At 65.7% G+C, this 16,475-nt stretch carries 13 protein-coding genes; 2 read left to right on the top strand and 11 right to left on the bottom strand.

The window, feature by feature from the left end; all coding sequences use genetic code 11:
- Positions 1-40: 40 nt before the first annotated feature.
- On the bottom strand, positions 41-2,182 hold the full coding sequence (locus tag AC1DUR_RS05535) for a UvrD-helicase domain-containing protein (protein ID WP_477721447.1): 2,142 nt from the start codon (positions 2,180-2,182) through the stop codon (positions 41-43).
- Positions 2,183-2,346: 164 nt separating this feature from the next.
- On the opposite strand from AC1DUR_RS05535, the gene AC1DUR_RS05530 reads away from it, so the two are divergent.
- Positions 2,347-3,309 carry an AEC family transporter gene (locus AC1DUR_RS05530; RefSeq protein WP_477721446.1) on the top strand — a complete coding sequence of 321 codons (963 nt, stop codon included), beginning with the start codon at positions 2,347-2,349 and terminating at the stop codon, positions 3,307-3,309.
- Between the two features lie 88 nt (positions 3,310-3,397).
- Here the strand turns inward: AC1DUR_RS05530 and AC1DUR_RS05525 are convergent, their stop codons facing one another.
- Positions 3,398-5,857 (bottom strand): spermine/spermidine synthase domain-containing protein, encoded by a 2,460-nt coding sequence (locus AC1DUR_RS05525; RefSeq protein ID WP_477721445.1) that lies wholly within the window; start codon positions 5,855-5,857, stop codon positions 3,398-3,400.
- Between the two features lie 13 nt (positions 5,858-5,870).
- Entirely contained in the window at positions 5,871-6,608 is a 738-nt protein-coding gene (locus AC1DUR_RS05520) for a protein-L-isoaspartate(D-aspartate) O-methyltransferase (RefSeq protein ID WP_477721444.1), read from the bottom strand.
- Positions 6,609-6,988: 380 nt separating this feature from the next.
- On the opposite strand from AC1DUR_RS05520, the gene AC1DUR_RS05515 reads away from it, so the two are divergent.
- The gene (locus tag AC1DUR_RS05515) at positions 6,989-9,331 is read left to right on the top strand and encodes a PAS domain-containing sensor histidine kinase (RefSeq protein ID WP_477721443.1); all 2,343 of its coding nucleotides are present in this window, start codon (positions 6,989-6,991) and stop codon (positions 9,329-9,331) included.
- A gap of 30 nt (positions 9,332-9,361) precedes the next feature.
- Here AC1DUR_RS05515 and AC1DUR_RS05510 read toward each other — a convergent pair whose 3' ends face one another.
- The 8 genes from AC1DUR_RS05510 to AC1DUR_RS05475 form a co-directional block, all read right to left on the bottom strand.
- Positions 9,362-9,682, bottom strand: coding sequence for a non-heme iron oxygenase ferredoxin subunit (locus AC1DUR_RS05510; RefSeq protein WP_477721442.1), 321 nt, complete (start codon positions 9,680-9,682; stop codon positions 9,362-9,364).
- Positions 9,682-10,068 (bottom strand): SUF system Fe-S cluster assembly protein, encoded by a 387-nt coding sequence (locus tag AC1DUR_RS05505; RefSeq protein WP_477721441.1) that lies wholly within the window; start codon positions 10,066-10,068, stop codon positions 9,682-9,684. The genes AC1DUR_RS05510 and AC1DUR_RS05505 overlap by 1 nt, the downstream gene beginning before the upstream one ends.
- A 5-nt stretch (positions 10,069-10,073) precedes the next feature.
- On the bottom strand, positions 10,074-10,523 hold the full coding sequence (gene sufU / locus AC1DUR_RS05500; RefSeq protein WP_477721440.1) for a Fe-S cluster assembly sulfur transfer protein SufU: 450 nt from the start codon (positions 10,521-10,523) through the stop codon (positions 10,074-10,076).
- Complete coding sequence (locus tag AC1DUR_RS05495) at positions 10,523-11,788, bottom strand: SufS family cysteine desulfurase (protein ID WP_477721439.1); 1,266 nt, start codon at positions 11,786-11,788, stop codon at positions 10,523-10,525. The genes sufU and AC1DUR_RS05495 overlap by 1 nt, the downstream gene beginning before the upstream one ends.
- A gap of 217 nt (positions 11,789-12,005) precedes the next feature.
- Entirely contained in the window at positions 12,006-13,334 is a 1,329-nt protein-coding gene (gene sufD, locus AC1DUR_RS05490) for a Fe-S cluster assembly protein SufD (RefSeq protein WP_477721438.1), read from the bottom strand.
- A gap of 86 nt (positions 13,335-13,420) precedes the next feature.
- Positions 13,421-14,191 carry a Fe-S cluster assembly ATPase SufC gene (sufC, locus tag AC1DUR_RS05485; protein ID WP_477721437.1) on the bottom strand — a complete coding sequence of 257 codons (771 nt, stop codon included), beginning with the start codon at positions 14,189-14,191 and terminating at the stop codon, positions 13,421-13,423.
- Positions 14,192-14,203: 12 nt separating this feature from the next.
- On the bottom strand, positions 14,204-15,652 hold the full coding sequence (gene sufB / locus AC1DUR_RS05480) for a Fe-S cluster assembly protein SufB (RefSeq protein ID WP_477721436.1): 1,449 nt from the start codon (positions 15,650-15,652) through the stop codon (positions 14,204-14,206).
- 42 nt (positions 15,653-15,694) lie between these two features.
- The gene (locus tag AC1DUR_RS05475; RefSeq protein WP_477721435.1) at positions 15,695-16,159 is read right to left on the bottom strand and encodes an SUF system Fe-S cluster assembly regulator; all 465 of its coding nucleotides are present in this window, start codon (positions 16,157-16,159) and stop codon (positions 15,695-15,697) included.
- Positions 16,160-16,475: the final 316 nt, after the last annotated feature.

Below are 16,475 nucleotides of genomic sequence, written 5' to 3'. Positions count from 1 at the left end.
GCCTGAGTCGCGCATCCAAAGGGGGCGCAGTCGCGGCCCTCTAGCGCAGTTCCGAGGCCGCCGCGGCGGCCAGTCCATCGGCTGATTTTTTGGCAAACTCGGCCCGCAGGGCCTTGAGCTTTTCGCGCGGGTCTTCTTTCACCGTGGCCTTGTCCAGCGCCATCTCGGCAATAAACCGGCTCGGGATGCCGGCGATGGTGTCACGGTTCTTCTTGCGCCGGCGCAGCCAGTTCACCGCCAGCGTGCGCTGGGCGCGGGTGATGCCCACATACATCAGGCGACGCTCTTCCTGCAGGCGCAGCGCAATGTTGTCGGTGTTGCTGCCGTCGTCTTCTTCGAGCTTGAAAGGCAGCAGGCCTTCGTTGCAGCCGGCCAGCATCACATGCGGCCACTCCAGGCCCTTGGAGGCGTGCAGGGTGGACAGTGTCACCACATTCTGGTCACCTTCGCGCTCGCTGATGGTGGACAGCAGCGCAATCGTCTGCACCACTTCAAGCATGGTTTTGGTTTCTTTGGCCGTGGTCACGCCCGCCGCATCGTCAATCTGCCCGCCGCAACGCTGCGCCATCCAGTCGCAAAAATCCATCACATTGCTCCAGCGCGCGGCCGCGACCTTTTCGCTGTCTTCGCCGTCGTAGAGGTGTTTTTCGTAGTCGATTTCCTTGAGCCAGTCGTTCAGAAACGTGCGCGCATCTACCGCACCCACGGTGCGCCTGGCACGGTATTCCAGCTCGTTCAGATAGCGGCCGAATTCCTGCAGCGAACCGACCGCCTTGGCCGGCAGCACCGAGCTCAATGAGTTGCTGAACAGCGCCTCAAACAGGCTGAGCTTGTACTGGTCGGCAAAGGTGCCCAGGGCGCCCAGTGTGGTGTGGCCGATGCCGCGCTTGGGCGTGGTCACCGAGCGCATGAAGGCCGGGTTGTTGTCGTTGTTGACCAGCAGGACCATCCAGCTGCACAGGTCCTTGATCTCGGCGCGGTCAAAAAAGCTTTGCCCGCCCGACACCTTGTACGGAATCTGCGCCTTGCGAAAGGCTTTTTCCAGCGGCTTGGCCTGGTGATTGGCGCGGTAGAGCACGCAAAAATCTTTCCATTCCTTGTACTGGCTGCCCACGGCCTGCAGCTCGCCGCCCGCGCGCAGGCTCTGGATGCGGGCCACCACGCGCTCGGCCTCGTGCTCTTCGCTGTCGCAGTCCACCACGCGCACCGGCTCGCCCTCGCCGAGTTCCGAGAACAGGGTCTTTGGAAACAGCTTGGGATTGGGGCCGATCACGTTGTTGGCGGCGCGCAGGATGGCGCTGGTCGAGCGGTAGTTCTGCTCCAGCTTCACCACCTTGAGGCTGGGGTAGTCCTGCGGCAGTTTCTTCAGGTTGTCCAGCGTGGCGCCGCGCCAGCCGTAGATCGACTGGTCGTCGTCGCCCACGGCCGTGAAGCGGCCGCGCGCGCCCACCAGCAGTTTGAGCACTTCATATTGCGTGGCGTTGGTGTCCTGGTATTCGTCGACCAGCACATGGCCAAGGGACTGCTGCCATTTGTTGCGAACTGCTTCGTGCTCCCGCAGCAGCTTGAGCGGCAGGCCGATCAGGTCGTCAAAGTCCACGCTCTGGTAGGCCGTCAGGCGCTCTTCGTAGTGCGCCATGACGCGCGCCACCAGGCGCTCTTCATCGTTGCTGGCCTGGGCTGCGGCCTGGGCGGCATTGAGCCCCTGGCCTTTCCAGGCGCTGATGGTCCACTGCCACTGGCGCGCCGTTGCCACGTCGGTGCTGCCGCCGGCGTCTTTCAAAATGCTGGTCACGTCATCGCTGTCCAGGATAGAGAACTGCTGCTTCAAGCCCAGCGCCTGGCCGTCCTGCCGCAGCATGCGCACGCCCAGCGCGTGAAAGGTGCAGATCAGCACGCCCTTGGCCTGCTTGCCGATCAGGCTTTTGGCGCGTTCGCGCATCTCGGCGGCCGCCTTGTTGGTGAAGGTGATGGCGGCAATCTGTTCGGCCTTCAGCCCGGACTGGATCAGCCGGCCGATCTTGTGCGTGATCACCCGCGTCTTGCCCGAGCCGGCACCGGCCAGCACCAGGCAGGGGCCGTGCAGGTAGTTGACGGCTTCCTGCTGGGCGAGGTTCAGCCCGTGACTGGCAGGAGAAGCGCCCGACGGGGCGGCAGGGGGAACAGGGGAGGGAGACGACATGCAGGCGGGGCGCTTGGAGAAATGGTGAAGCAGCTTGGGTTAGCTTGGGTGAGAGGGGCTTGGCGTGAAGAAACCGGTAATCAGGGTCCGGAAAAATTAGCGCGGAACAGCGGGAATCATAGCCAGTCACCGGCGTGCCCGGCTGGCCGGTGACAATACGCCCTGTGTTAAGCATTCTTCTGGTCACCTTTCCCTTCTTTGCCCTGGTGCTGTGCGGCTATGTCGCCGCCCGCCGCGCGCTGCTGCCGCAGCTCGCGATTCCGGGGCTCAACACCTTTGTGCTGTATTTCGCGCTGCCGTGCATGCTGTACCGCTTTGGCGCGAGCACGCCGGTTGCCCAACTGCTCGATGCCAGCCTGGTCGCCGTGTACCTGCTGTGCGCGCTGCTGCTGGTGGCGTTCACGATTGCGGTCACACGGGACCGGCCCAAGGGCCGCATCGGCTGGAACGATGCCTCTTTCGGCGCACTGGTGGCCACTTTCCCCAACACCGGATTCATGGGCGTGCCGCTGCTGGTGGCGCTGCTCGGCGTGAAGGCGGCCGGCCCGGCGATTGTGACCATTGTGGTGGACCTGCTGGTCACCAGCTCGCTGTGCATTGCGCTGTCGCGGCTGGACTCGGCCGACATCCACGGCGCCGAGGTGGCCGCCCAAAAAGCGCTGCGCGGCGTGGCGCTCAATCCGATGCCGTGGGCCATTGTGCTGGGCGCCCTGTCGTCGGGCTTCGGGCTCAGCCTGCCTGCGCCGGTGATGCAGACACTGGGGCTGCTGGCCGATGCCGCCTCGCCGGTGGCACTGTTTACCATCGGTGCGGTGCTGGCGCGCTCCCAGATGAACACCGCGGAAACCGTGCCTTTGCGGGACTATGTGCCGGTGGCGCTCATCAAGCTGGTGATCCATCCGGTGCTGGTCGGGCTGGTCGGCCTCGGGGCGATTGCCGCCGGCCTGCCGCTGGACCGCTTCGCCCTGACCGTGGTGATTCTGGTGGCCGCCCTGCCCAGTGCCAGCAATGTGGCCCTGCTGGCCGAGCGTTTCGGCGCCGACAACGGGCGCATTGCGCGGATCATTCTGCTGTCGACGGTGCTGGCGTTTTTCAGCTTCTCGGCGGCGGTGAGTTTGTTGACCTGAGAACCTGGAGGCCGTGGCCTGACGCTGGCCTGGCCGGCGCACGGTCCGCTTTCCTGTTCCGCTGTAGCGAGGCGGTGTGCATGAAGTGTCAAGGACGGGTCGCCGCCGCAACCCCATACAGAACCAGCGCCGCCATGACCACGGCGGTGAACCCGACATGGATCGCGAGCAGCGTGGCCAGCACCGCTCCGATGACCGACGCGCAGCCGTTGATACCCCAAGCCCAGGGAATGAGCCGGGCATTGATGGCCTCCACCCTTGCCAAACCCAGGGGGAACGGCATGCCCATGAAAAACGCCAGCGGGGCGATGAGGGCGGCCGAGATCAGGATTCTTGCCGCGTCCGGCAGCCCCATCGCGTGCCGGAACAGCCAGGGAAGCAGGGCCAGGCAAAGCGCCGCCGACAGGAAAATGGCGCCCGCCACCGCTGCCGGGTGCCGCATGGCCCTGGTGCCTGCTGCCAGGCGCCCGGAAACGCGGCTGCCAATGCCGGCGAACAGCAAAAACGCGAACAGCACGACCGCGACCGCATGGAGCGGGTGGCTCAGGAACAGGACGAACTTCTGGATGAACGCAATCTCGATGAACATGAAGCCGAAACCGATCGCCAGAAAGTAGACGAGGACGCGGCCGCGCGATTCGGTGAGCGGCATGCTGTTGTCCTTGTTGTCCTGCCGGGCATCCACCCATGTGACCCATGCCAACGGCAGGCCGATCAACAGCAGGCTCGCAACCACCGCCTGGACCAGCGTTGCCACGAGCACCGGATAGCCCCACTCCAGGAGCGGCAAGCCGCCCCGTCCCTTCAGCGACAAGAGCTCGGGCAGCGAGCGCCACTTGAAGAAGTGGAAGAAGTGCGGCTTGTCGTCGGTGGCCGGGGTGATGTGAAACTTGTAGCCCTGCAGGAACGCTTCCCGGCCCGGACCGAGCAGCGCCACCGCGCCGTCGAACAGGTCGGGACCTTCGACCACGTTGTAGCGGTTCGCCTCCTCCGGCCGCATGCCGGGGTAGTAAGCCACATCGAACGAGCGGGCGGCGCAGAAGGCCTTGATCGCCGCGATGTCCGCGCCGTCGAAGGCGCCGTTCTTGACGAGCAGCGTGGTGGTCTTCCAGCTGCGCACCAGGGCGAGTCGTGATCCGGGATCGGCGACGCCCGATCGCTCCAGCGCCAGCGCGGCGGCGGCAAAGAGCTTGAGCGCATCGCGCGGCGGCAGCGTGACCCAGCGTGTGATCGCCAGCAGGCCGCCGGGCTGCAGATGCCGCAGGTCGTCCTGCACGGCTTCGACCGTGTAGAGATAGTTCTCGGACAGCGCATAGAGGCCTGCCGAGGAAGCGCTGAAGGAGTCGAGCAGCGCCACGTGGATGAGGTCGTAGCGCTCCTTGCTGGCCGCGACGAAGCCGCGCGCCTCGGCCACATGCACGCGCGCGATGCCCGAATAGATGCCGCCCGCATAGTCCGCGAACCGGCGCCGCACCAGATCGACGACCTGGGGGTTCAGCTCCACCGCATCGATCTGCCTGGCGCCGTGATGGTGGGCCTGCAGCACGTCGGCGCCGGCGCCGGCACCCAGCACCAGCACGCGCGGATGGCGCAGCAGGTGGTAGGGCAGTGCCGAGCTCATCTGGTCGAGATGGACCAGGCTGCCCTGCCGCCCGTCGAATCGGGTCAGCGCGTTGAGGCCTTCGCCGTCGATGAAGACCCCCAGCTGCGGCGGCGGTTCGGCCGTTGCATTGAGGCTGAGTCCCGGTGCGTGGCGCAGCGCAATGCGCGGACTCTCGACCACGCTGACGAGGCCCAGCGGGCTCGATCGTTGCGCCACCACGCGGGCTTCGGGAATGCGCAAGGTCTGCGACAGCTCCTTGTACGGCGACATGGTGGGCGCAACCCAGGCTGGCGGCAACAGCAAGGGCAGGTTTGCCATGACCATCAGCAGGGCCGCCGGCCGCCAGTGCCTGGGGCCCCGGCATTCGAGCCACGCCACCGCCGCGGCGGCCCACCCCAAGGCGCCGATCAGCTTCAAGGTGTCCGCCGGCGACAGCACGTACAGCAGGGCCACGACGCCCAGGCTGCCCGCCCCGGCGCCCAGGATGTCGAAGCTGTAGATGCGCGGCACCTTGCCGCGAAAGCACGACAAAGCCATGCACACACAGGCGCCGGCGCACAGAAAGGGCAGCAGAAGCAGCAGGTAGACCACCAGCAGATACACCGGCTGGCGCGGGTCCCAGAGGATTTCCAGCGGATTGAACGGCACGCGCTGTGCCAGCACAAAGCAGCCGATGGCGCTGACCCCGAACGCTGCTGCGGACGCACTGAACAGCGGTGCAAAATGCCGCCGCACGGCGTGTTGCGCCAAGGTCAGCACGGCGCCGCTGGCGCCGTAGCCGAGCAGCGCCAGGCTGATGATCATGTAGGCAAAGTGGTGCCACAGGATGATGGAGAACAGCCGCATCAGCAGGATTTCATAGGCCAGCGCGGCGGCCGAGATCAGGGCCACGGCGATCACCGGCGGGGCGGGCCCGCCACGTGCGAGCTCGCGTGTCCAGGCCATCAGCGTTCCAGGCTCAGCGCTGGCCGGTCAGCGGAACGAAGGCCACCGGCAGGATCTGCCGGGTCGACACCGTCCCATCGCGGTTCTTCTCGACCAGCATCAGTTGCTGGACCATGAACGCCGCGCCCACCGGAATCACCATCCTGCCGCCGGCCTTGAGCTGACGGATGAGCGGCGGCGGAATGTGGCTGGCCGCTGCGGTGACGAGGATGGCGTCGTACGGCGCATGTTCCTCCCAGCCTTGGTAGCCATCGCCCAGCCGCACCTGGACATTGTCGTAGCCCAGCTTCTGGAGGCGTTGCTGGGCTTGCAGCCCTAGCGGTTCGACGATCTCGATGGTGTAGACGGCATGGGCCAGATGCGCCATCACCGCCGCCTGATAGCCCGAGCCGGTACCCACCTCGAGCACCTTGTGGCCGGGTTCCACCCTGGCCAGATCGGTCATCAGCGCGACGATGTAAGGCTGCGAGATGGTCTGTCCGTGGCCGATCGGCAGGGGGCGGTTCTGGTAGGCACTGGCAAGCTGGCTGGCGGGAACGAACTCGTGTCGCGGCACCTTCCGCATGACAGCCATCACCCGCTCATCGAGGGCTGGCTTGCCGGTCTCGGTGCGGGTCTCGCGAACGAGCGCCGTGATTTCCTCCATCATCCGCCGGTGCCCGGACGCGAAGTCTTCGGCTGCGGCGATCTGTGCCCCTGTCATGCTCAAGAGGAGCGCTGCGGCAACAACACGGACGGTGGGTGTGGCCATCGCTTCGGTTCGACGACGGGCTGGAGTCCGTCATGGGGGAGCGGAGATTTCCTGATCATGGCAGAGCGGGAGATCGCGGTCCAGCCCGTGGTGTAAGCCCACAGCATGGAAGTGGTCCGGGGTGCGGCGCCGGGGGAGCCGCGGCAGGCCTGACGCTTTGAGTGCGCGGGCTGCGCCGGGAATTCTCTCGGCAAAGCAGGCGTTCCGTCAAGGCCTGCAACATTTCAACCACAATCATGAACTCCGTCGAAGTGGCCGGACGTGGCACGTGATAATCCACAATACGTCAAAGCCGCGAATGAAGCGGGACTGCGAAAAGATTTCAATCGTGTTCGCTGATCCAGGATTCAGTCAGAACGACACACACACGGGGAGAGTGCGTGAACAGGACAGGCAGCAGCTCGATAACGTTGTCAGGCGCCGCACAGGGCATCACTGACAACCGCAAGCTCCCCGCTGAGGCCTTGTGCGCGGGCGGCATGGGTGACACACCATTGCGCCTGCTGGCAGACGCAATACCCCAGATCGTCTGGATGATGCGGGCCGATGGCAGGTACACCTACTTCAATCAACGGTGGTTTGACTATTGCGGCTTGTCCCTGGAGGAGAGCCTGGACCGCGGCTGGTCCGGCCTTGTTCATCCCGATGACGGCCCGCGGGCCGCCGAACTTTGGGCGCAGGCGTTCAAGAGTGGCGAGACCTGCGAGGTCGAATACCGTCTGCGTCGGGCTGATGGCGTCTATCGCTGGATGCTGGGCCGGGCCGTTGTGCACTATGACGCGGCGGGACTGACGGCCCACTGGCTGGGTACCTTGACCGATATTGACGACCTGAAACAGGCCGCTGCGCTCCTGGAGAAAAACCTCGCCATCAACCGCATCGCTGGCAGGGTGGCACGCCTGGGGGGATGGACGATTGAGCTGCCTGACCGCACGCTGACCTGGTCGGATGAAAACTGCCTGATTCACGACGTGGCGCCCGGTTATCAACCGACGCTGGAAGAGGGGATCAGCTACTTTCTCCCGGAGCATCGACCGATAGTCATCCGTCATGTGCAGGATTGCGTGGAACACGGCACGCCTTACGAATTTGTGCTGCCCAAGCTCACCGCCAAGGGCCGGCGCATCTGGGTGCGTTCTATCGGCGAGGCCGTGCGTGATGCCACGGGAAAGATCATCCGCATTCAGGGTGCCTTTCAGGACATCTCGGAGCAAAAGGAGGCGGAGGCGCGCACGCTCGCGCTGGAGGCGCAGCTCCTCACCACGCTGGAAAGCATCACCGACGGTTTTTTCCTGATCGACAGGGAGTGGAAGTTCACCTTCGTCAACGGTCAGGCAGAGCGAATGCTCAAGCGCCGCCGGGAAGACCTGATGGGCCATACGCTGTGGCAGGAGCTTCCCGAGGCCGTGGGCGCGCGCATCGAACGTGAATACCGCCTGGCGGCTCAAGCGCAACACACGACCCGCTTTGAGGCTTTTCATCAGCCGCTGCAGACCTGGTTTGCCTTCCACGTCTATCCCACAGAGGCGGGGCTCGCGGTTTACTTTCAGGACATCACCCAGCGGCGCGCGGAGCAGGCACAGCTGCGCCTGCTGGAGACGGCGGTGTCCCGCCTGAATGACATGGTGGTCATTACCGAAGCCCAGACCTTCAACGATACGGGGCCGCGAATCGTTTTTGTGAATGATGCCTTTGAGCGTCACACGGGATACAGCCGGAAGGAGGTCATCGGACATGCCTCGACGCTGCTGTGGGGAGCCAAAACCGGGCAGGCGGAACTGGACCGCATTCGCATCGCCATGAAAAACTGGCAAGCGGTACGCGCGGAAATTGTCACTTACACCAAGGCCGGCCAGGAGCTCTGGCTGGAAACAGACATCGCCCCCATCGCCGACGAGTCCGGCAGATTCACCCATTGGGTGGCGGTCGAGCGCGACATCACGGAGCGCCGGCAACAGCAGGAAGAAATTCTCAGCCTCAACAGTGAACTGGAGGAACGGGTATTGCTGCGCACGGCCCAGCTCGCCGCGGCGAACAAGGAGATGGAGTCTTTCGCCTACTCCGTGTCCCATGACCTGCGCTCGCCCCTCAATACCATCCACGGATTCAGCCAGCTGCTCGCGAAGGCCGAAGCAGAAAATATCAGCGACAAGGGCAGGCACTACCTGAACCGGATTGGTGCCGGGGTCAAGGAGATGGGCGAGTTGATCGAGGGCCTGCTGACCCTGGCCAAGCTGTCCCGCGAACAGATCAAGTCAGAGCCGGTCGATCTTTCGGCCGTCGCCCGGCGGATCGAGCAGGACCACCGGGAGCGGGAGCCGCAGCGCCAGGCGCAGGTGCTCATCCAGGATGGCTTGTGCGCGCAAGGCGACCCCCGCCTGCTGTCGGCCGTGTTGCAAAACCTGCTGGCCAACGCGTGGAAGTTCACTTCCAGGCAGTTGCTGACGCGGATTGAGGTGGGCTGCGAGCTGGACGCTGATGGCGACACCGTTTTTTTTGTCAAGGACAACGGTGTCGGGTTTGACATGGCCTTCTCGCACAAGCTTTTTGGCACCTTCGAGCGCCTTCATTCACCGGGAGATTTCGCCGGAACCGGCATCGGGCTGGCCACCGTGAAACGTGTCATCGACCGTCACGGCGGCCGCGTCTGGGCCGAAGGCAAATTGAACGAAGGCGCGATGTTCTGCTTTACCCTGGGTCAACGTAGCGAGTCGGCCACCTGACGGGGTGGCTGCCGCTTTGGAGTCAAGGTGTCAGTCGAAGCGGTCGTCCCGCACCTGCACCATGCCGTTCTCGACCTGCACCGGGAAGGTCGGCACGGCCTCGTAGGCCGGCGGCGACAGCGCCTCGCCGGTGACCAGCGAGAACTGCGCGCCGTGGCGGGGGCAGACGATGATGTCGTCCAGCACTTCGCCGTCGGACAGGGTCTCGGCCTCGTGAGTGCACAGGTCCTCGATGGCGTAGTAGCGGCCGTTGACGTTGAACACGGCGATGGGCACGCCGTCCACGTCCACGGTGCGGTAGCTGCCGGGCGGGAAGCCGTCCGCCGGGGCGACGTCGGTCCAGTCGGCCATCACAGCAGCCCCAGTTGCAGGCGCGCCGCCTCGCTCATCCTGTCCCTGGACCAGGGCGGCTCCCACACCAGCTCGACCTCGACCTCGTTCACGCCGGGCACTTCGTCGACGGCGCTGCCGACCACTTCGGGAAAGGTCTGTGCCACCGGGCAACCGGGGGCGGTCAGTGTCATGCGGATATGCACCTTGCCGCGGGCTTCGTCCACGTCCAGGCCGTAGATGAGGCCCAGGTCGTAGATATTGACCGGGATTTCCGGGTCAAACACGCTTCGCAGGGCCTCGATCACGCGCGCCTGCAAGCCCGTGGCGGGGGTGGTGGCAGCCGGCGCAGCAGGGGGCGGGGCAACGGCCTCCTTGGCCCGGTGTATCAAATCGAAAATGTTCATCGCATTCACTCCGTCGAAACCGGCTGGTTGACCTCGCGCAGCGCCGCGCGCAGCGTATGCCAGGCCAGGGTGGCGCATTTCACCCGTACCGGGAATTCGCGCACGCCGGCCAGCACCTCCAGCTTGCCCAGCGCGACCGTCGGCGGCGAGTCACTGCTGCCCGCCACCAGCGCGTGAAAGCCGGCGAACAACGCTTCTACCTGCGCCTCGGTCTTGCCCTTGAGGGCGTCGGTCATCAGCGACGCCGAGGCGGTGGAAATGGCGCAGCCCGAGCCTTCGAAGCGGGCGTCCTGGATCACGCCGTCCACGACCTGGAGGTAAAGCGTCAGCCGGTCGCCGCACAGCGGATTGAAACCCTCGGCGCGGCGGTTGGCCCCCGCCAGTGGCCCGAAATTGTGCGGGTGGCGGTAGTGGTCAACGATGAGTTCCTGATACAGATCGCGCAAGTCAGACATCAGCCAAATACCTCCTGCGCCCTGCGGATCGCGCGCAGCAGCACATCCACTTCCTCCTGCGTGTTGTAGAGGGCGAACGAGGCGCGCACCGTCGCGGGCACGTCGAAATGCGCCATCACCGGCATGGCGCAATGGTGGCCGGCGCGCACCGCGACGCCTTCGTCGTCGAGGATGGTGCCGACATCGTGCGGGTGCACGCCCGCCACGGTGAACGACAGGATGCTCGCCTTGTCCCGGGCGGTGCCGATGAGGCGCAGGCCGGCCATCCCGGCCGCCTGTTCGGTGGCGTAGGCCAGCAGCGCGTGTTCGTGGGCGGCGATGGCGGGCAAACCCACCATGCCCACATAGTCGATCGCCGCCCCCAGGGCGATGCCGCCCGCGATATGCGGGGTGCCGGCCTCGAACTTGTACGGCAGGTCGTTGTACGTCGTCCGGGCGAAGGTAACCTCGCGGATCATGTCGCCGCCACCCTGCCAGGGCGGCATGGCGTCCAGCAGCGCAGCCTTGCCGTAGAGCACGCCGATGCCGGTCGGGCCGTAGAGCTTGTGGCCGGAGAAGGCGTAGAAATCGCAGTCGAGCGCCTGGACGTCAACCGGCAGGTGGGCCACCGCCTGGGCGCCATCGACCAGCACCACCGCCCCCGCCGCATGGGCGAGCGCAACGAGGTGCTGCACCGGGTTGAGGGTGCCGAGCGCATTCGACAGCTGCGTGAGCGCGACGATGCGCGTCGCCGGGCCCAGCAGGCGCTCGAACGCGTCCAGGCGCAGTTCGCCGGCGTCGTCGATGGGCGCGACGCGCAGCACCGCGCCCGTGCGCTCGCACAGCAGCTGCCACGGCACGATGTTGGAGTGGTGCTCCATCTCGGTGATCAGGATTTCGTCGCCGGGCCGCAGGCCTTGACCGTAGCTCGCCGCCACCAGGTTGATCGCCTCGGTGGTGCCGCGCACGAACACGATTTCTTCGCGGCGCTCCGCATGGATGAAGCGCCGCACGGTGTCGCGTGCCGCTTCATAGGCCTCGGTCGCCTGCTGGCTCAGGCTGTGCACGCCGCGGTGGATGTTGGCGTTCAGCTCGGTGTAGTAGCGCGCCTCGCAGTCGATCACGCACTGTGGCTTCTGGCTGGTGGCGGCGTTGTCCAGGTAGACCAGGGGCTTGCCGTGCACGCTCCGGTGCAGGATGGGGAAATCCTGCCGCAACCGCGCCAGCTCCAGCGCGGTCTCGGGCGCGTCGGCGCGTGCAGTCCATTCGTTGATTCGGGCGTTCATATCAGTTGCTCCAGCGCGCTTCGCGCTTCCCACGACACGTGAAACAAGTCGCGCCCATCGCGGGCCAGCGCGGAACCGGCTTTGCCGGGCCGTTGCTGGCGCCCCCTTGAGGGGCTGAGGACCGCGGCTCCAAGCCTGCCTGCGCAGGCTTGGACGGTTCCGAAGAGCCGCCGCCTCTGGCGGTGGTGCCGGGCGCCGAAGGCGCTTCGGGGGTGCTTCATATCAGCTCCTTCACCCGCTCGGGCAGGCGACCCAGCAGCAGCTTCTCCAGCCGCGCCCGCAGCGGCGCAATGCCTACCCGGTCGACCACTTCCTCGGCGAAGGCAAAGGTGAGCAGCGCGCGCGCCGACGCATCGTCCACGCCGCGCGAGCGCAGGTAGAAGATCTGCTCGGGGTCGAGCTGGCCGACGGTGGCGCCGTGGCTGCATTTCACGTCGTCGGCGTAGATTTCCAGTTGCGGCTTGGTATCGACTTCGGCGTTGTCCGACAGCAGCAGGTTGCGGTTGGTCTGATCGGCATCGCTGTGCTGCGCATCGGCATGCACGATCACCTTGCCGTTGAACACCGCGCGGGACGCGCCGGCCAGCACGCCCTTGTAGAACTCGCGGCTGGTGCCATACGGCTGGGCATGGTCGATGCGGGTGTGGTGGTCGATATGCTGGCGGCCGTCGGTCATGTACAGCCCGTCGAGCGTGCACGTGGTGTGCTCGGCATTGAGCCCGACGCCGATGTCGATCCGCGCCAGGACCGCGCCCAGTGCGAACGAGCGCGAGGTGAAGCGGCTGCCGTGCTGCTGGTCCGCATTCACTGCGGCGACGTGGAAGGCCTTGAGGCTTTCCTGCTGCACTTTGTGGTGCTCGATCCCGGCGTCGCGCCCGGCCACGAGGTCGGTGATCACGTTGGTGAAGTAGGCGCCTTCGCCCACGGCCACATGGTGCTCGATCAGGCTGGCCCGGCTGCCGGCGTCGGCCACCACGAGGTTGCGCGTCTGCATCGCGAGGCCCGCTTCGGTGGCGACGAACAGCAGGTGGATCGGCGTGTCGAGCGCCAGGCCGGCAGCCAGATGGACATAGGCGCCGTCGGTCATGAAGGCCGCGTTCAGTGCGGCGAAGCCGGACGGGTAGGCGTTCGGCGTCGGCCCCAGCAGGCTTTCCAGGCGATCGGGGTCGCGTTCCAGCAGCTCGGCGAGGCTGGCCAGTGTGACGCCCGCGGGCAGCGGCCCGATGCGCGACCAGCGCGGCTGATAGTGGCCGTTCACGAACACCAGGCGCTGGGTGTCGGGCAGGCTCCAGTCTTCGATCTGCTGCGCCGTGACACCGTTCGGCGCCGGCGGCGTCCGCGCGGCCAGCACAAAACGGCCTTTCTCGATGGCGGCGACGCTGGTGTACTTCCAGTCCTCCTGGCGCAGCGTCGGGAAGCCGGTGCCGGCGAAAGACGCCAGGCCCGCTTCGCGCGCACGCTGCAGCCACGGCAGGCGCCCGCCGGGCAGCGACGCTTTGAGGCGGGCGAATTCGTCACGGTAAAAGTCGGCCGCAGTGGCGCTCATGGGACCCCCATGTCCGGCAATGCCGGGCTGCCCCTCGAGGGGCGCGCGAGCTTGCCTGAAGTGACTGAAGTGGTTTTGCGCCGCGCTCATGAGATCGCTCCCTTCTGGCAGCTGGCTTCGGCCTCGATCCAGCCGTAACCCTGGTTCTCCAGCTCTAGCGCCAGCTCCCGCCCGCCGGACAGCGCGATGCGGCCCTGTACCAGCACGTGCACGTGGTCCGGCACGATGTAGTTGAGCAGGCGCTGGTAATGGGTCACCAGCACGATGGCCCGTTCCGGGCTGCGCATGGCGCTGACGCCGCCCGCGACGACCTGGAGCGCATCGATGTCCAGGCCCGAATCGGTTTCATCGAGGATGGCGAGTTTCGGCTCCAGCACGGCCATCTGCAGGATCTCGTTGCGTTTCTTCTCGCCGCCGGAGAAGCCTTCGTTCACCGCGCGGTACAGCAGGCTGGTGTCCATGCCCATCAGTGCCAGCTTGCCCTTCACCAGCGCGAGGAAGTCCACAGCGTCCAGCTCCGGCTCGCCGCGGTGCAAGCGCTGCGCATTGACCGCCGCTTTCAGCAGATAGATGTTGGCGACGCCGGGGATCTCCACCGGGTACTGGAAGGCCAGAAAGATCCCCGCCCGCGCCCGCGCTTCAGGCGGCAGCTCGAGCAGGTTGCGGCCCTCGTAGCGCACCTCGCCGGCGGTCACCACATGGTTGTCGCGCCCGGCCAGCACATGGGCCAGCGTGCTCTTGCCCGAGCCGTTCGGCCCCATGATGGCGTGCACTTCGCCCGCCCGGATCGTGAGATTGATACCGCGCAGGATGGGCTTGTCATCGACGGAGACGTGCAGGTTTCTGATCTCGAGCATGGTCTGTCCTTGTCATCCGATGCTGCCTTCCAGGCTCACGCCCAGCAGCTTTTGCGCCTCCACCGCGAATTCCATCGGCAGCTCCTTGAACACCTCCTTGCAGAAGCCGTTGACGATCATCGACACCGCGTCTTCCGGTGCGAGGCCGCGGCTCTGGCAGTAATAGAGCTGGTCTTCGCCGATGCGCGAGGTGGAGGCCTCGTGCTCGACCCGGGCGGTCGGGTTCTTCACCTCGATATAGGGGAAGGTATGGGCCGCGCAGCGGTCGCCCAACAGCAGCGAGTCGCACTGCGTGTAGTTGCGCGCGCCGGCAGCGCCTTTGGCCATCAACACCCGCCCGCGGTAGGCGTTGCGGCCGTGGCCGGCCGAGATCCCCTTGGACAGGATGGTGCTGCGGGTGTTCTTCCCGAGGTGGATCATCTTGGTGCCGGTGTCGGCCTGCTGGTAGTGGTTGGTCAGCGCCACCGAGTAGAACTCGCCCACGGCGTTGTCCCCCTGCAGGATCACGCTGGGGTACTTCCAGGTGATGGCGGAACCGGTCTCCACCTGGGTCCAGGAAATCTTCGAGTTGGCGCCGCGGCAGTCGCCGCGCTTGGTGACGAAGTTGTAGATGCCGCCCTTGCCCTCTTTGTCACCGGGGTACCAGTTCTGCACCGTCGCGTACCTGATTTGCGCGCCTTCCAGCGCGATCAACTCGACTACCGCGGCGTGCAGCTGGTTCTCGTCGCGCATCGGCGCGGTGCAGCCTTCCAGATAACTCACGTAGGCGCCCTCGTCGGCGATGATCAGCGTGCGCTCGAACTGGCCGGTATTTTTGGCGTTGATGCGGAAGTAGGTGGACAGCTCCATCGGGCAGCGCACCCCCGGCGGGATGTAGCAGAACGAGCCGTCGCTGAACACCGCCGAGTTGAGCGTGGCAAAAAAGTTGTCGGTGTAGGGCACGACCGAGCCGAGGTATTTCCGCACCAGGTCGGGGTGCTGCTGCACCGCCTCGGAAAACGAGCAGAACACAATGCCCAGCTCGCCCAGCTTCTCCTTGAAGGTGGTCGCCACCGACACGCTGTCGAACACCGCGTCCACCGCCACGCCGGCCAGCAGTGCGCGCTCCTCGAGCGGCACGCCCAGCTTCTCATAGGTCCGCAGCAATTCCGGGTCCACATCGTCCAGGCTTTGCGGCCCGTCCTTGCGCGACTTCGGCGCGGAGTAGTAGGCGATGTCCTGGTAGGCGATGGGCGGGTGGCGCACCGTGGCCCAGCGCGGCTCGGTCATCGTCAGCCAGTGGCGATAGGCCTGCAGCCGCCAGTCAAGCATGAAGCCGGGTTCACCCTTCTTGGCCGAGATCAGGCGGACCACGTCTTCGGAGAGCCCGCTCGGCACGGTGTCCGTCTCCACGGTGGTGTAGAAGCCGTGCTGGTAGCCCTGACTGATCAGTTCGTCGAGTTTGACTGTGGAGTTTGCCATGTGTCATCTCCCGTTGCCCGTTGCCCGTTGCGACCGCCTCTGCTACTGCCTCACGCCCTCGCGTGGCTGCCGGGCCCGCAGTGCGCCGACGTTCACCGGTCGAAACACCGGTTGCGCCATGTCCGCCAGCGTGAGGTCGCTCAGCACGCGGCGAATGATCTGGTTGACGCGCTGCCAGTTCGCCTGCAACGAACACGAACCTTCCTGCGCGCACAGGCCAAGGGCGGCGCTGCACTCGGTCACGCCGACCGGCCCTTCCATCGCGTCGATGACCTGGGCAATGGAAATCTCATCCGGTGGCCGCGACAACAGGTAACCGCCGTGGGCGCCGCGCAGCGACTGCAGCAGGTTTTCCCGTGCCAGCGTCTTCAGGATCTTGCTCGCCGTGGGGACTGTCACGCCTGTCGCGGTGGCCACTTCAGCGGCGCTGTAGACGCGGGCCGGCTGCCGGGCCATGTGGGTCATGATCACCGTGCCGTAGTCGGTCAGCTTGCTCAGTCTCAACATTGCCGTGGCCTTCCTCTTTATATGGAACCAATTTAGTCCTAAATGTCGGGAAATGCAAGCCTCCTCGGGCATGGACAAGGTTGAACCTCGGCTTCGGGTCGCGTCTGGAGCTTGAACCGAGGCAGGCACAGTCCGGTCAGGAGCCGCCGTTCGTTGGCGCAGGGATATTCGCCTCTGCGTGCGGCTTTTCGTGCTGCTTTTTCCCCTGTCACAAACCCGGCCTCAGAGCCGAGGGCTGACGCAAGGAAGGAAGCCACACGATGCACGGTGATTACTCAGGCCGTGATTACGCCGTCACCAAATAGGACTAGGATGA

This window comes from Polaromonas sp. P4_F4 (assembly GCF_056401355.1).
The sequence above is the reverse complement of the archived record's forward strand: the minus strand, read 5'-3'. Positions and strand labels throughout refer to the sequence as shown.

Bases quoted from the DNA above. Each gene is read 5' to 3' on its own strand.
- sufC (WP_477721437.1), bottom strand. From the start codon at position 14,191: ATGCTCGAGATCAGAAACCTGCACGTCTCCGTCGATGACAAGCCCATC.
- sufD (WP_477721438.1), bottom strand. From the start codon at position 13,334: ATGAGCGCCACTGCGGCCGACTTTTACCGTGACGAATTCGCCCGCCTC.
- AC1DUR_RS05525 (WP_477721445.1), bottom strand. From the start codon at position 5,857: ATGGCCTGGACACGCGAGCTCGCACGTGGCGGGCCCGCCCCGCCGGTG.
- AC1DUR_RS05535 (WP_477721447.1), bottom strand. From the start codon at position 2,182: ATGTCGTCTCCCTCCCCTGTTCCCCCTGCCGCCCCGTCGGGCGCTTCT.
- AC1DUR_RS05495 (WP_477721439.1), bottom strand. From the start codon at position 11,788: ATGAACGCCCGAATCAACGAATGGACTGCACGCGCCGACGCGCCCGAG.
- AC1DUR_RS05520 (WP_477721444.1), bottom strand. From the start codon at position 6,608: ATGGCCACACCCACCGTCCGTGTTGTTGCCGCAGCGCTCCTCTTGAGC.
- AC1DUR_RS05510 (WP_477721442.1), bottom strand. From the start codon at position 9,682: ATGGCCGACTGGACCGACGTCGCCCCGGCGGACGGCTTCCCGCCCGGC.
- AC1DUR_RS05505 (WP_477721441.1), bottom strand. From the start codon at position 10,068: ATGAACATTTTCGATTTGATACACCGGGCCAAGGAGGCCGTTGCCCCG.
- sufU (WP_477721440.1), bottom strand. From the start codon at position 10,523: ATGTCTGACTTGCGCGATCTGTATCAGGAACTCATCGTTGACCACTAC.
- AC1DUR_RS05475 (WP_477721435.1), bottom strand. From the start codon at position 16,159: ATGTTGAGACTGAGCAAGCTGACCGACTACGGCACGGTGATCATGACC.
- sufB (WP_477721436.1), bottom strand. From the start codon at position 15,652: ATGGCAAACTCCACAGTCAAACTCGACGAACTGATCAGTCAGGGCTAC.